Origin of the sequence: Streptomyces sp. NPDC088194 (assembly GCF_040702025.1) — a bacterium.
Classification (GTDB): domain Bacteria; phylum Actinomycetota; class Actinomycetes; order Streptomycetales; family Streptomycetaceae; genus Actinacidiphila.
The window spans coordinates 23,566-38,163 of the sequence record NZ_JBFBIV010000081.1 but is presented as its reverse complement, the minus strand read 5'-3'; the positions used below and the strand labels follow the sequence as shown (position 1 = coordinate 38,163).

11 protein-coding genes are annotated in these 14,598 nt (G+C 72.4%); 9 read left to right on the top strand and 2 right to left on the bottom strand.

Annotated elements, in window-relative coordinates; all coding sequences use genetic code 11:
* A partial coding sequence (locus AB0399_RS32035; protein ID WP_366413699.1) for a discoidin domain-containing protein occupies positions 1 to 2,740 on the bottom strand: 2,740 nt, incomplete at its 3' end.
* Between AB0399_RS32035 and AB0399_RS32030 the strand changes: the two genes are divergently transcribed.
* Positions 2,718 to 3,023, top strand: a complete 306-nt coding sequence (locus tag AB0399_RS32030; RefSeq protein ID WP_366413698.1) for a hypothetical protein — start codon at positions 2,718 to 2,720, stop codon at positions 3,021 to 3,023. The genes AB0399_RS32035 and AB0399_RS32030 overlap by 23 nt on opposite strands.
* Positions 3,024 to 3,359: 336 nt before the next feature.
* The gene (locus AB0399_RS32025; protein WP_329361646.1) at positions 3,360 to 3,779 is read left to right on the top strand and encodes a PPOX class F420-dependent oxidoreductase; all 420 of its coding nucleotides are present in this window, start codon (positions 3,360 to 3,362) and stop codon (positions 3,777 to 3,779) included.
* Positions 3,780 to 3,861: 82 nt separating this feature from the next.
* On the opposite strand, the gene AB0399_RS32020 is transcribed toward AB0399_RS32025, so the two are convergent.
* Positions 3,862 to 4,788, bottom strand: a complete 927-nt coding sequence (locus AB0399_RS32020; RefSeq protein WP_366413697.1) for a zinc-binding dehydrogenase — start codon at positions 4,786 to 4,788, stop codon at positions 3,862 to 3,864.
* Positions 4,789 to 5,027: 239 nt separating this feature from the next.
* On the opposite strand from AB0399_RS32020, the gene AB0399_RS32015 reads away from it, so the two are divergent.
* From AB0399_RS32015 to AB0399_RS31985, 7 genes are all read left to right on the top strand, one after another.
* Entirely contained in the window at positions 5,028 to 5,582 is a 555-nt protein-coding gene (locus AB0399_RS32015; RefSeq protein WP_329361642.1) for a helix-turn-helix domain-containing protein, read from the top strand.
* 483 nt (positions 5,583 to 6,065) lie between these two features.
* On the top strand, positions 6,066 to 8,138 hold the full coding sequence (locus AB0399_RS32010; protein WP_366413702.1) for a glycoside hydrolase family 27 protein: 2,073 nt from the start codon (positions 6,066 to 6,068) through the stop codon (positions 8,136 to 8,138).
* 113 nt (positions 8,139 to 8,251) lie between these two features.
* Positions 8,252 to 9,547 (top strand): extracellular solute-binding protein, encoded by a 1,296-nt coding sequence (locus AB0399_RS32005; protein ID WP_329361640.1) that lies wholly within the window; start codon positions 8,252 to 8,254, stop codon positions 9,545 to 9,547.
* A 1-nt stretch (position 9,548) separates the two neighbouring features.
* Positions 9,549 to 10,505: a sugar ABC transporter permease gene (locus AB0399_RS32000; protein ID WP_329361638.1), complete on the top strand. Its 957-nt coding sequence runs from the start codon at positions 9,549 to 9,551 to the stop codon at positions 10,503 to 10,505.
* A gap of 53 nt (positions 10,506 to 10,558) precedes the next feature.
* The gene (locus AB0399_RS31995) at positions 10,559 to 11,410 is read left to right on the top strand and encodes a carbohydrate ABC transporter permease (RefSeq protein WP_328474846.1); all 852 of its coding nucleotides are present in this window, start codon (positions 10,559 to 10,561) and stop codon (positions 11,408 to 11,410) included.
* Entirely contained in the window at positions 11,407 to 13,638 is a 2,232-nt protein-coding gene (locus tag AB0399_RS31990; RefSeq protein WP_366413696.1) for an alpha-galactosidase, read from the top strand. The genes AB0399_RS31995 and AB0399_RS31990 overlap by 4 nt, the downstream gene beginning before the upstream one ends.
* A gap of 161 nt (positions 13,639 to 13,799) precedes the next feature.
* Positions 13,800 to 14,561, top strand: a complete 762-nt coding sequence (locus tag AB0399_RS31985; RefSeq protein ID WP_366413695.1) for an SDR family NAD(P)-dependent oxidoreductase — start codon at positions 13,800 to 13,802, stop codon at positions 14,559 to 14,561.
* Positions 14,562 to 14,598 lie beyond the last annotated feature (37 nt).

The window sequence follows — 14,598 nt, the reverse complement described above, 5'->3', positions numbered from 1 at the left end:
GTCGACTTCGCACGCCCCGCCACCAACCCCGGACCTTGATGGTCACGGGCGGTGGCCGCGCCCCTCGGTCCCTTGTGGCACGGCGCGTCGGGACGGCCGGAACCTGGAACTCCGCGATCTGCCCCGCGGGCCAGCCGGTGTTGGCGGTGATGTTCAGCCGGAAGTAGCGCTGGGTGGTGGCCGGGAAGGTGATCGTGACGGTGTTGCCGGTCGCCGGATCGAAGGTGTAGGCGGCCGAGGACTTCACGGTGCCGAAGGTCGTGCCGTCGGTGCTGCCCAGCACGGACAGTGTCTCGGTCCGCGCGCCCCAACCGGCGGGCAGTTGCAGCACGATCCGCGACGCGCTGTGCGCCGCGCCGAGGTCGGTCTGGAGCCACTGCGGAAGCGCGTTGTCGGCGCTCTCCCAGTACGTGCTCCGGGAGCCGTCGGTCGCGTTCGACGAGGGGTAGACGTCGGTGTGGCTCGACTCGCTCGTCGGACGGTTCGCGGCGAGGTCGACGGCGGCGGAGCTGTCCGCGGTGAAGGTCAGGGAGTTGACGTTCCAGCCGCCGCTGTCCTGGTTCAAGGTGAGCACCTGACGGCCCGCGGGCAGCGTGACCTCGGTGTTCACGGTGGCCCAGTCCTGCCAGTCCCCGGTGCCGGGCAGGTCGACGGCGCCGCTGAGGTTCGCGCCCGCCGCGTCGGACAGGTGCAGCGCTCCCGGCACCGCCGCCGGATCGGCCACCCGCAGGCCGACGGTGTACGTCCCGGCCGTGGCGACGTCCACGGTGTAGCGGAACCACTGCCCGCTGTCGCTCCAGCCGAGGTCGTAGCCGCCGCCGGTGTCCGAGGTGGTCTCCAGATTCACCCCGTCCGCACGGTAGTTGTCGGCGTTGCCGTTGACGCTGGTGACGTGGTACGCCACTCCCTCGCCGCCGGTGTCGTAGTTCTCCGCCTGGACCGTGCCCGGGACGGCTGCCGCGGTGCCGCCGAACGGGCCCTCGGGCGCGGAGGGTTCCCAGTTGTTGCCGCTCAAGGTGGCGGTGAATCCGCTGGAGTTGTTGATGTACGCGGTGGCCCCGGTGTGCAGGCCGCTGACGGTGTTGCCGGTGATGGTCGCCGAGCCGGTGGGCGCGGGGTAGAACGGCGGCGCGATCACCACGCCGTTGCGGCCCGGGTCGGTGACGGTGTTGTCCTGTAGAAGGGAGTTGGTCGAGGTGGAGAAGTCGATCCCGTCGTAGAGCGAGTCCGTGACGGTGTTGCCGGTGGCGGTCACCGAGTCGACGACGCCGGTGTTCTGCCCGTCGCCGCCGTTGCCGATGTGGAAGGCGGGCTGGCCCTGGCTGTAGGCGTTGCCGCCGGAGCGGACGACGGTGTTCCCGGAGATGGTCGCGGACAGCAGGTCGCTGCCGTTGACGCCGAACCGCCCGGCGCCCAGGCCGATGTAGCGGGCGGTGTCGCTGATGTAGTTGTCGGTGACGTGGTGGCCGCTGCCGCCGTAGATCCCGATGCCCTTGCCGCCCCAGGGCGCGATCGAGGTGTTGTTGCTGACGGTGATGTTCGTCATCGGGTTGTAGAACGTCTGGGAGCCGTCGCTGTTGGTGTTGTAGTGCACCGAGTTGATGGCGATGGCGTCGTCCCCGGTGCCGCGGACGAAGTTGTTGGTGACGGTCAGGTTGTTGCCGGTGTCGGCGTTGAGCGAGACGTTGTTGACGTTGATGCCGTCCGCCCAGACCGAGGTGAGCCGGCTGTTGCGGACGGTGCCGCCGGTGCCCGAGGCCCAGAAGCCGGACATGGTGTGCTGGGTCCAGATGCCGTCGGCGACCCAGTTGGTGCCGGTGGTGTCCATCGCGCCGCCGTCGCCGCCGACGGTGCCGCGGCTGACCGCGTTGGCGTCGATGTGGAAGTTCTGCACGGTGCAGGAGGTCACGTCGAACAGCGCTGCCAGCGGAGTGCTGTTGGGCACGGGCACGTCGCGGTAGACGGTGCTGTACCACAGCCCCGCGCCCGCGATGGTGATCCCCTGCGCGGTCAGGCCGGTGGTGCCCTTGACGTAGAAGGTGCCCTGCGGAATCCAGAGGATCTTGCCCTGTGCCTGGGCCTGGTTGATGCAGCTCTGGATCGCGGCCCGGCTGTCCACCGCCTGGCCGTCGGCCGCGCCGTTGGTCGGGGTGTCGTCGGAGACCGCGCCGCAGCTGGTGATCGAGATCGAGTTCGCCGGCTGGGCGAGCGGCGCCGGCGGGTTCTCCACGTCGACGGAGTCCACGTCGTAGGAGGACGCGCTGTTGGCGGCGTCCTTCTGGAGCGAGAAGGTGGCGCCGGCCGGGATCGGCGCGCCGGTGACGAAGGTGTGCGACTCGTCCCAGAAGACCCGGGGGTCGCCGTCGGCCGGGTTCTGGTTGTCGCTGGTGTTGTAGTTGTTGTTGCCTTCGTACACCCAGCTCTGCTTGGAGTTGAGGTTGAGCGCCTGCCGGAACACCCCGTTGACGTACAGGTCGAGCGTCGCGGTCTGGCCGCCGCCGGACGCCGAATCGGGGATGCTGGCACGCACGTTGAGGAAGCTGATGGGCGATCCGGTGCTGTTCGTCCACCGCACGGAGTTGCCGGTGCCGCCGAGGTGCACGTAGGCGTGGCCGGACGCTTCGAGGGCGGCGCTGGAGTACTGCGTGGTCGGCGCCGACGTCAGCGAGGTGACGGTGGCGCCGCCGCCGGTGGTGCCGGCCTCGGCCTCGTAGGTCGTGAACGAGGTGGTGGCGCCCACCCCGGCGGTGGCGGCCGGCGCCTGCCGGGCCGCCTTGCGCGCCGAGGACGAAGCCGAAGGAGAAGCAGAAGCCGAGGACGAGGCCGAGGACGAGGACGAGGCTGGGGCCCGGCTCGCGGCCTGGGAAGCGGAACCACGTGCGGTGTGCGAAGCGGAGGGGGAAGCGGCGGCTGCCGGCACGGCCGACAGGCACAGCGCGCCGATCGCCGCGAGGGCAGTCGCCGCCAAGGTGCGCCCTGCGTGGCGGGTACCACGCGGAGGTCTGGGGATCGCCCGCATCTGAAGCTCCTTCAGTACCAGGGGAAATCGGCGCCCCGACCGTACAGATTCGCCCCATAGCCCGCAAGGTTCCGCGCAGGAAAAGAAAATTCGCGGCACGAGCGTGGAAGATCCCCGCCGACGTGGGATCTCGGGGCGCCGCGGGGAACCTCCCGGTCCGGCGCCCGCCCCCGGTTCGCCCCCGGGCCGCCCCCGGTTCGGGGGGCCTTGTGCCTGCTGCGCACCGGCGGGTTCAGTGGGTTCAGCGCGTTCGGCGGGTTCGGTGGGTTCGGCGCGACGCGGGCGATGCAGAATGACGGTGATCCGGAACGCGACCACCGCACCACCGAGGAGGACCCTCATGTCCAAGCCGCCGCTGCCCGAGGACGCCGTCGCCATGCTGGGCAAGGCGAACCCGGCCGTGATCACCACGCTGCGCCCGGACGGCCAGCCGGTCTCCACCGCCACCTGGTACCTGTGGGAGGACGGCCGGGTCCTGGTCAACATGGACGAGGGGCGCAAGCGGGTGGAGCACCTGCGCAACGACCCCCGGGTGACGCTCACCGTGCTGGACAAGGACGGCTGGTACACGCACATCAGCCTGGTCGGCCGGATCGGCGAAATCGTCCCGGACGAGGGGCTCGCCGACATCGACCGGCTCTCCCGGCAGTACACCGGCAAGCCGTACGCGCGCCGCGACCGCGCCCGGGTGAGCGCCTGGATCGAGGTCGAACGCTGGCACGGCTGGGGCGCGTTGAAGGACAGCAGCCAGCCCGGCTGACCGATCCGCCCCGGGCCGGCGGGGGAGACCGGCGGTGACGGCCGGCGGGGGAGGAGGGACGGTCGGCCGGGCCGGGAGACGGTCAGCCGATGCTCAGCACCGCCTTGCCCCGCAGCCGGCCCGCGGACATCCGCTTCAGCAGCGGGCCGGCGCCGGCCCAGTCACCGCGGTGCCCGATCTCGACCTGGAGCCTCCCCTGCGACGCCAGGTCCAGCAGCGCGGCCATGTCCGCGGCGTCACGGCTGCCGTCGCCGTCGCTGTAGACGAAGTGGCGCAGGGTCAGGGCCGAGCCGTCCTGGAGCTGGCGGAAGAAGTCCAGCGTGATGGGGTCGCCGCTGGCCTGCCCGAACCAGAGGAACTGACCGCCGGGGCGCAGCTTGTGGGCGGTCTTCGAGCCCAGCTCGCCGCCCACGGACTCCAGCACGACGTCGAACGCACCGCTCTCGACGGCGTCGATGTCGAGGGCGACCTTGGCGCCCAGCGCCGCCATGTGCGCGGTCGGCTGGCCCTGCGCGGCGACAGCGGTGATCTCGGCGCCCTCCGCGACGGCGAGCTGGATGAGGACCTGGCCGACCCCGCCCCCCACGCCGGTGGCCAGGAGACTGCGCCCCCGGAGCGGGCCGGCCAGCGCGAGGAGCCGCTGGGCGACCAGGCCGCCCAAGGGGAGTGCGGCGGCGGTGGCGGAGTCCACGTCGCCGGGGATGGTCGCGAGGCGGTCGGCCGAGGCGGCGACGTACTCGGCGCCGGCGCCCCCCGAGGGCAGGTGCAGGACCACCCGCGTGCCCTCCGCCGGCCCGCTGCCGTCGGCCGCTGCCTTCGCGACGACTCCCGCCGCGTCGATACCGGGGCGGAACGTGCTCGAAGGGTCGCTCAGATACAGGAAGTCGGCCCGGTTGAGCGCGATGTCGGTCACCTGGATCAGCGCTTCGCCGCTCCGCGGTGACGGGAGATCGACCTCTCCCAGCGCGGTGAGAGTCTCCGGGTTGCCGGTCGGGATGAGCGCGCGCATGAACACACCTCTCTGAGAAACGGAAGTATCACTACCGGATTACCGTAACGCTTGAAACGGTAGTGGTGCAACCGGATCGAGCCGAGGTGGGTGGGGCGGGGCGAGGTGGGGCCTGTCCGGCGAGCGCTGCCGCCACAAGAAGCGGTAGTATCGCTACCGAATCTCTGCCGAATCCACCCCCGCTGCCGAGATGGGCGAACCACCCCTGCTTCGGTGGGTGCCACGACCAGGAGTCCGGTTTGACCGCCACGCCACCGCGCGCACCGCGCAAGGACCAGGTCCGCAACCGGCGGCGCCTGCTCGACGCCGCCCGGCTGGCCTTCGCCGAGCAGGGGGTCGAGCTGAGCATCGAGGCGCTGGCCCGGGCCGCGGGCGTGGGGGCGACCACCTTCTACCGGCACTTCCCGACCAAGGACGACCTCGTGCTCCAGTTGCTGGAGGACCTGGCGGGCGGCGCGAGCCAGGTCGCGGAGGAGGCGGCCGCCCTCGCCGACGACTGGGACGCCTTCCGCACGGTGTTCGCCCGCGGATGCGTGCTCGACGACGAGGGGCTGCGGTTGTTCGACGCCCTGTGCAAGACGAGCCCGCAAGCGGCCGAACGCGGGCGGGCGATCACGGCCTCCCTGGTCACCCCGGTCGTCGACCGGGCCCGGCGCGGCGGTCGGCTGCGCCAGGACGTCGCCACCGAGGACGTGGTGGCGCTGATGCGGATGGCCGACTCGGCCTCGACCCCCGCGCAGCGAGAGACCGCGCACGAGGTGATGCTGGCCGGCCTGCGCGCCCCTGCCGCGTAGCGCCCTCGCGCACCGGGACCCGGGCGGCGACCTGTCGGCGGGCCGCGCGGGCCCTGCTTGTACGGCGGTCGGGCCGAGGGCCTTCTCGCCGCCCGGGCCGACGGCCTTCTCCCCGCGCCGCGCGACGGCGCGCGCCGGTCTGCTCCCCACCGTGGACGGCCCTCGGCACCGAGCCGGCGGCTCCCCCTGGCCAGAGTTTTAGTTTATTAGTAATAAACGTTGACACGCTCCGGCGCCCCCCGCACAGTCTTCGCGTGGCGGGGCGTCCCCGAGTGCTCGGGTGACGCGGTCCCGCGACTTTCGCGTATCCCCGACTCCTCGGAGAATCAAGTGACTTCGCATCACGCAGGGCTCACACGCGTGCGGCGGGCGGCGCTGGCCGCGGGCGCCGCCACGCTGCTGGCGGTGGCGCTGCCCGGCGTCGCGCAGGCCCGCAGTGGCGGCCCGACGCCGAACGGCGCCACGCACGCGACCCCCGCCGGCCTGAAGGCCGGCTCCGCCCCCGGCGCGGCCGCGGGCGCCGCCCCCACCGGCGGATACGGCAGCGGCCTCGCGCCGACGCCGTACATGGGCTGGAACACCTACTACGGCCTGGGCGCCCCGACCGAGGCACAGGTCAAGAGCGTGGCCGACTACCTGGTCAGCAGCGGGCTGCGCCGCAGCGGCTACGACATCGTGTGGCTGGACGGCGGCTGGCAGGCCGACAACCCCCGCGACGCGCAAGGGAACCTGACGGCCAATCCCGAGCGCTTCCCCGACGGCATCCCGTCGCTGGTGAACTACCTGCACGCGCGCGGCCTGAAGGCCGGCATCTACACCGATGCCGGCGACTACGACCCGGCGAGCTGCGGGCTGGGCAGCCGGGGCCACTACCAGCAGGACGCCGACCTCTTCGCGAGCTGGAAGATCGACGCGATCAAGGTCGACTTCCTCTGCGGGATCGGCGAGAAGCTGACGCCCGGCCCGGCGTTCCGGCAGTTCAGCGACGCCGTGGCGAAGTCGGGCCGCGCGATGCTGCTCAACCTGTGCAACCCGCTCACCGACGACTGGGGCGTGCCCCACGACCCCGACCAGGACGCGCACAACACCTACGTCTACGGCCCGACCACCGCGGACTCCTGGCGCACCGGCACCGACATCGCGTGGGGCACGCCGACTGCGGGCGAGTTCCCGAACGTGCTGCGCAACATGGACGCCAACGCCGCGCACCCCGAGGCGCAGGGCCCCGGCCACTGGAACGACCCGGACTACCTGATCCCGATGCGGCCGCTGGCGGACGGGTCGTACGAGATGGACCAGGAGGAGTCCACCACGCAGCTGGTGATGTGGGCCGAGATGGCCTCGCCGCTGGTGATCGGCTCCGACCCGCGCACGCTGACCCGGTCGATGCTCGCCACGCTGGAGAACCCGGAGATCCTGGCGGTGGACCAGGACCCGCTGGGCATCCAGGGCGTGCGGATCGCCGGTGACGCCACCGGCGACACCTACAGCAAGGTGCTCCAGGGGTCGGGGCGCCGGGCGGTGGTGCTGCTCAACCGCTCCGACCAGCCCGTGCGGCGCACCGTGGACTTCGCCGGCGCCGGGCTGACCGGGAAGGTCGCCGTCCGCGACCTGCGGGCCCGGGCCGACCGCGGCACGCACCAAGGCGCGTACACCGTCAGCGTGCCCGCGCACGGCACCGCCTTCCTCGGGCTGTCGGGCACCGACACCGCGCCGGGCGTGCGGCTCGGCGGCGCGGCGTCGAGCGCCGACCCGGCACTGGTGCGGGACGGCTCCACGCTCACCGCGTTCACCCGCGGGCGGGACGGCGCGCTGGAGATGCGGACCGGGCGGGACGGCCGCTGGTCCGGGCGGGCCACCGGACTCGGCGGGCCGACCGGCGGTCGCTTCACCGGCCAGCCCGCGGCGTACGGCTCGGCGGGCGGCCGGATCGACGTGTTCGTGCGCGGCACCGACGGCCGCGCGTACCTGCGGACGTACGACCATGGCCGGTGGGGGAGTTGGCAGGACCTCGGCGGCGGCCTCGCCGACGCGCCGACCGTGGCGTATCGCGGCCCCGGTGACTGGACGCTCTTCGCCACCGGCACCGACGGCACGGTCACCAGCCGCGGTACGGCGGCCGGTTGGACCTCGATCGGCGCCCCGAGCGGCCTCGCGCTCACCGGCCGCCCGTCCGCGGTGACCGACTCGGCGGGCCGTCTCCACGTGGCGGTGCGCACGGCCGACGACGCGGTATGGACCCGGGTGCGGGAGGCGTCGGGCAGCTGGTCGGCGTGGTCGTCGCTGGGCGGCACGGTCAGCGGCAGCCCCACCCTGGTCGCCACCGGCGGCAGCGTCCAGCTCCTCGCCCGCGCCTCGGACTACACGCTGTGGCAGCGGACGTACGACGCCCAAGGCGGCAGCTGGGGCGGCTGGTTCGCGCAGCCGGCCTTCGCGAGCGGCAGCTTCGACGGGGCGCCGGGCGCCGTCGCGGGCCCGGACGGCGGCGTGCTCGCGGCCTTCCGCGGGGTCGGCGGCGCGGTGTGGCAGAGTTCGCTCAGCACTCTTACTCAATAAATTACGAATTAATCTTGACGCCGTCGCGGCGTCCCGACAGTCTGTACGAGCCGAACGGGAGCTCCGCCGCCAGGGGGCGGGGCTCCGTCCGGCGTGGGCGCAAAAGGAGTCCCATGAACACCTCACCAACCACCCGTCGCAGCTTCCTCGCCGGAGCCGGCGCGCTCGGTGCCGCATCGCTGCTGAGCGGCTGCGTCACCTCCGGGTCCTCCGGTGGCAGCAGCAGCCAGGCCAAGGGCGGCACCGTCAGCTTCCAGTCCAACCTCTCCTCGCCGCAGGCCAAGTCCGCGATGCAGGACCTGGTGGCGGCGTTCAACAAGCGCGGCGGCGCCAAGGCGAGCCTGAACACCGTCGCCTCGGAGACCTTCCGTACCCAGCTCCCCACCTACCTCACCTCCGGCAACCCGCCGGACCTGCTCACCTGGTACCCCGGGTCGGTCGCGAACGCGTACGCCGAGAAGGGCCTGCTGCTGGATGTGGACGACATCTGGACCGGGTCCGAACTGTCCGGCTACTCCGACGCGCTGAAGAAGCTGTGCACCGACTCGCAGGGCAAGAAGGTCTTCGTGCCGGCCAGTTACTACTGGTGGGGCGTGTTCTACAAGAAGTCCAACTTCCGCAAGTGGGGCGTGACCGAGCCGAAGACCTGGGACGAGTTCCTGGCGCTGTGCGACACGTTGAAGTCCAAGGGCGTCGCCCCGATCGGGCTGGGCGCCGGCGCCGACACCGCCTGGGTCGCCTCCGCGTGGTTCGACTACCTGAACATCCGGATCAACGGCGCCGCCTACCACCGTGAACTCCTCGCCGGAAAGCACCGGTTCGACGACCCGCAGATCCACAAGGTCTTCGACACGTGGTCCCAGGCGCTGCCCTACTTCGACCCCAACGGCACCGCGCTGTCCTTCCAGGACGCCACCACCGCGATGCTCAACAACCGCACCGGCATGATGCTGATCGGCACGTTCTTCGCCGACGCGGCCCCCAAGGACCAGCTCGACGACATCGACTTCTTCCGGTTCCCGATCATCGACCCGAAGATGCCGCTGGTCGAAGAGGGCCCCACCGACGGCTACTTCGCCAGCGCGCACACCCACCACCAGGCCGAGGTCAAGGAGCTGATGCGCTATCTGGCCACTGCCGAGGCGCAGGAGATCTACCTCAAGGGCTCGTCCGGCACCTCCATCCCGACCAACCCCACCGCCAAGGACTCCGGCACCGCGCTGGTGAAGAAGGGGCGGGCGATGATCGAGAGCGCCGCGGACGTCACGCAGTTCTTCAACCGCGACTCCAGCGACGCGCTCCAGCCCACCGCGGACACCGCGCTGACGAAGTTCCTCGCCAAGCCCAAGCAGATCAACTCGATCCTCACCGGCTGGCAGCGCGACGCACAGAAGATCTGGAGCCAGTGACATGGCGGTACTGACCCCGGCCCGGGGCGGGAACGGGGGTGTCGAGGCGGGCGCACGCTTCCGCAAGGGCCTGCGCGGCGGCCGGCGCCGCGGCTCCACCCGGGTGCCGCCCGTGGTGCTCGCGTTCGTGCTGGTCCCGCTGCTCGCCGAGGGCTTCTGGGTGTTCTGGCCGGCCCTGCAGGGCTTCTGGCTCTCGCTCACCAAGTGGGACGGCGTCTCCCCGCCGCAGTTCATCGGCCTGGGCAACTACCGGGAGATGGTGCACGACACCGTCTTCCACACCGCGCTGCTGGACACCGTGCTGTGGCTGGCGCTGTTCGGCGGGCTGTCGGCGATCCTCGGCCTCGGCGCGGCGCTGCTGCTCCAGCAGGAGCGCCGCGGGGTCGGGTTCTACCGCGCCGCGCTCTTCCTGCCGGTGGTCTTCTCGCTCACCGCCACCGCACTGGTGTGGCAGGCGATGTACCAGCCGGACGGCCTGGTCGACAAGACGATGTCGGGCCTGGGCCTGGGCTCCCTCACCCACCCCTGGCTCGCCGACCAGGACACCGCCCTGTACGCGGTGATCGTGCCCGCCCTGTGGCGCCAGATCGGCTACGTCATGGTGCTCTACCTCGCCGGACTCAAGGGCATCGACCCGGCCCTGTACGAGGCCGCGAAGATGGACGGCGCGACCCGCTGGCAGCAGTTCCGGCACATCACGCTGCCTCAGCTCAGCAGCGTCAACGCGGTCGTGCTGTCGGTGATCATCATCGACTCGCTGCGCTCCTTCGACGTGGTGTGGGCACTGACCCGCGGCGGCCCGTACCACTCCTCCGAACTGCTCAGCACCTACATGTACTCCACCGCGTTCCAGTCCCTGCGGCTCGGCTACGGCTCCGCGCTGGCCGTGGTGATCTTCCTGCTGGCCTTCGGGGTCATCGCGACCTACCTGGTCCGGGCGTTCAAGGAGGCCGACTGATGGCACAGTCCACCGCGCCCGCTCCCGCGCCGGCCGCGTCCACCCGGGCCGCCGTGCCGGCCGACTCCCGGCACGCCCGCCGCCGCAGGATGTGGGGCACCGTCGCCTTCCACGGCAGCGCCTCCCTGCTGTCCGTGCTGTGGCTGATACCGATCGTCGTCGTCCTGATCACCGCCACCCGGTCCTTCGACGACATCGCCTCCCACGGCCTGGGCAGCATGCCGCACTCCTTCACCCTCGGCGGCTTCCGCTCGGCGTGGACCGACGGCGGCCAGCAACAGGCCCTGATCAACAGCCTGCTGGTCACCATCCCCACGGTGCTGGTCTCGCTGCTGCTCGCCTCCATGGCCGCCTTCGCGCTCAGCCGCTACGACGTCCCCTTCCGCCGCGCGCTGCTGCTGCTCATGCTCAGCGGCAACCTGCTGCCCCCGCAGATCCTGCTCATCCCGGTCTCCAAACTCAGCGAGAAACTCGGCCTGTACGACTCGCTGTACGCCCTGATCGGCGTGCAGGTCGGCTTCGGCGTCGGCTTCTACGTGTTCGTGCTGCACGGATTCATGCGGTCCATCCCGGCCGAGATCCAGCAGGCCGCCGTCATCGACGGCGCCGGGCCCTGGCAGATCTACACCCGGATCATCCTGCCGCTGGCCCGGCCCGCGCTGGCCGCGCTGACCGCGCTGTCGTTCACCTGGATCTTCAACGACCTGCTGTGGGCGATCACGGTGCTGCGCACCGGCAGCAAGATGCCGATCACCGCGTCCCTGCTGGGACTTCAGGGGCAGTACGTCTCGCAGTGGAACGTCATCGCGGCCGGATCGGTGATCGCCGCGGCCCCCACCGTGATCGTCTTCCTCCGCTTCCAGCGGCACTTCGTCGCCGGACTCAACCTCGGAGCCGTCAAGTGACCCCGCCCCCCGCCGAGCCCTCGGCATCCCGGCCGGCCCCCGGCAGCCAGTGGCTGCTGCGGACCGAGCACACCGTGTACGCCGTACGGCTCGAAGCCGGCGGCCGGTGGGCCGAGTCGGCCGCGTGGGGGCCGCACGGCAGCGAGACCGGGCCGTCCGCGCTGGACTGGTCCCGCCGCACCCACTTCGTCACCCCCGCCGACGCCGCCCCGGCCGAGTACATCCCGTACGGGCTGCGCCCGTTCACCGGCGCCGACCTCACGGTGCGCCGCCCGGACGGCGAACGCGGTACCTGGTGGACCTGCACCGGCGCGGAGCAGGACGAACACCGGTCGCTGCGCGTGGAGTTCACCGACGAGCGGACCGGACTGCGGGCCACGCTGCGCTACCAGACGGTGCCCGGCACCGACGTGCTGCTGCGGTCGGTCGACCTCGTCAACGGCGGCGACGAGGTGCTGCACCTGGAGGACCTGGACTCCGCGGCCGTCAACGTGCCCGTCCAGGGCGGTGCCCGGCTCACCTACCTCGCCGGCCAGTGGTCGCAGGAGTTCACCCGGCACCAACTCGACCTGGTGCGCGGGCGGTTCACGATCGGCTCCACCCAGGCGGTGCCCGGCCACGCCTACGCGCCGTGGCTCGCCGTCCAGGACGCCGCCGCCCCTGACGGCGCGGACACCCCCACCTACGGGGTCGCGTTGCAGTGGCCCGGCAACTGGCACATCACCGCCGACGCCGAACCCGGCGGGGCGGTCCGGGTGCGGGCCGGGCGGGTGCCCCACGAGGGCGCCGTCGCCCTGCCGCCCGGTGCCACCCTGACCACCCCCGTGCTCGCCTGCGCGTTCAGCCCCGAGGGACTCGACGGCCTGGCCGCCGTCTGGCACCAGTACGAGCGGCTGCTCGCGGGGGAGCGGCTGCACCGCACCCGCAAGGTGCTCTACAACTCCTGGGAGGCCACCGGCTTCGACGTCGAGGCGCCCGCGCAACTCGAACTCGCGTCGATCGCGGCCGAGTTGGGCGTCGAGCTGTTCGTGGTGGACGACGGCTGGTTCACCGGGCGGCACGACGAGAAGGGCGGTCTTGGGGACTGGTGGCCGGACCCGGCGGCGTTCCCCGCGGCCGCGGGTACGGGCACGAGCGACGGCGCTGATACGGCTTCGGGCCCGGGCTCCGGTTCCGGTTCCGGCTTCGACGCCACCGACGGCTCGGCTGGCCTGGACGACTTCATCGCCCGGGTCCGCGCCCTCGGCATGGACTTCGGCCTGTGGGTCGAACCCGAGGCGATCAGCCCCGCCGCCCGGCTCCACGCCGAGCACCCCGAGTGGGTGTACCGGATCGACGGCCGCCCGGTCACCCTGGTCCGCGAGCAACTCCTCCTCGACCTCGGCCGCGCGGACGTGCAGGACTTCGTGATCGCCACCCTCGACCGGCTGCTCACCGGCCACGACATCACCTACCTCAAGTGGGACATGAACCGGCCGCCCACCGAACGCGGCCGCCCCGGCCCCACCCCGCCCGGCGAGCTCGACCTCGACGCCGCCCACGTGGCCGGCTACCTGCGGGTCCTGGACCACCTGAGGGCCCGCCACCCGCACGTCACCGTCGAGGGCTGCGCGGGCGGCGGCGGCCGGATCGAGCATGCCACGCTGGCCCGTACCGACGTCGTGTGGCCCAGCGACAACACCGCGCCGCTGGACCGGCTCGCCGTCCAGCACGGCTACCTGCACGCGCACGCCGCGCACACCATGAGCTCGTGGGTCACCGACGCGCCCGGCGTCTTCGACCCCCGGCCGCGCTCGCTCGCCTTCCGCTTCGTGCTCGCCGCCGCGGGCGTGCTCGGCATCGGCGCCGACATCCGCGGCTGGAGCGCCGAGCAACGCGCCGAGGCCGCCGGCTGGGTGGCCCGCTACAAGGACGTGCGGGACGTGATCCACCACGGCCGGTCCCGGCTGATCGGTGGACCGGACGACGCGACCTGCGCGGTGCAGTACGACGCGGAAGGCGGCGGCCGGGTGGTCGTCGCCGCCTGGAGCACCGGACGGCTCGACGGCGCCCCGCTGGTGCCCGGCCGCCCGGCCCGGGTCCGGCTGCGCGGCCTCGACCCCGCCGCCCACTACGTCGACCACGACACCGGCACCACCTACAGCGGCACCCACCTGCTGCACTCCGGGCTGCCGTTGAGCTGGAGCGCCGACCACGACGCCGAACTGGTCGTGCTGGCCCGGCAATGACCGCCCCCGCCGGCCCGGCGTCACTAAAGTCGCCAAGGTCACCGTCAGCGTCACCGTCAATGAAGCCGTTACGGCCGCGGCGGACCACCCGTCAGGTCCGCCCGGCCGGCCGGGACCGCCAGGCCCGACCGGAACCGCACCCCGAGGAGACGACCCACCCCATGGACGCACCAACCCCCCGCTTCGCCGGCCGCGTGGCCGTCGTCACCGGGGCCGCCTCAGGAATCGGCGCCGCCACCGCGCGCCGGCTCGCCGCCGAGGGGGCCGCAGTGGTCCTCGCCGACATCGCCGAGCAGGTCGGCGAGGCCGTCGCCGCCGGCATCCGCGAGCAGGGCGGAAGAGCCGCGTTCACCGCCGCTGACGTCTCCTCCCCGGAGGCGTGGCAGCGGGTGCTCGACCAGGCGCACGCCTTCGGCCCGGTCGGGGTGCTCGTCTCCAACGCGTACATCGTGGACGTCGCCCCCGCCCACGAGATGACCCTCGCGTCCTGGGAACGGCAGCTCGCGGTCAACCTCACCGGCGGGTTCCTGGGCTTCCGCGCTCTCCTGCCCGACCTGCGCGAGCAGGACGGCGCGGTCGTGCTCACCTCCTCCGTGCACGCCCACCGGGGTATCCCCGGCCACCCCGCCTACGCGGCCGGCAAGGGCGCGCTGCTGTCGCTGTGCGGCCAACTCGCCGTGGAATACGGGCCCGAGGTGCGGGTCAACGCGGTCCTGCCCGGGCCGATCCTCACCGCCGCCTGGGACCGCGTGCCGCCGGCGGACCGCGAACGCAGCGTCGCCGAGACCGCCGCCGGCCGGTTCGGCCGCCCCGAGGAGGTCGCCGCCGCGATCGCGTTCCTCGCCGCCGCGGAGGCGTCGTACATCACCGGCTCCAGCCTGCTCGTCGACGGCGGCTGGAGCGTCGTCAAGGCGTCCGCGTGACCGCAGTGCGACCCGAACCGACCTTGCAGAAAGGCAG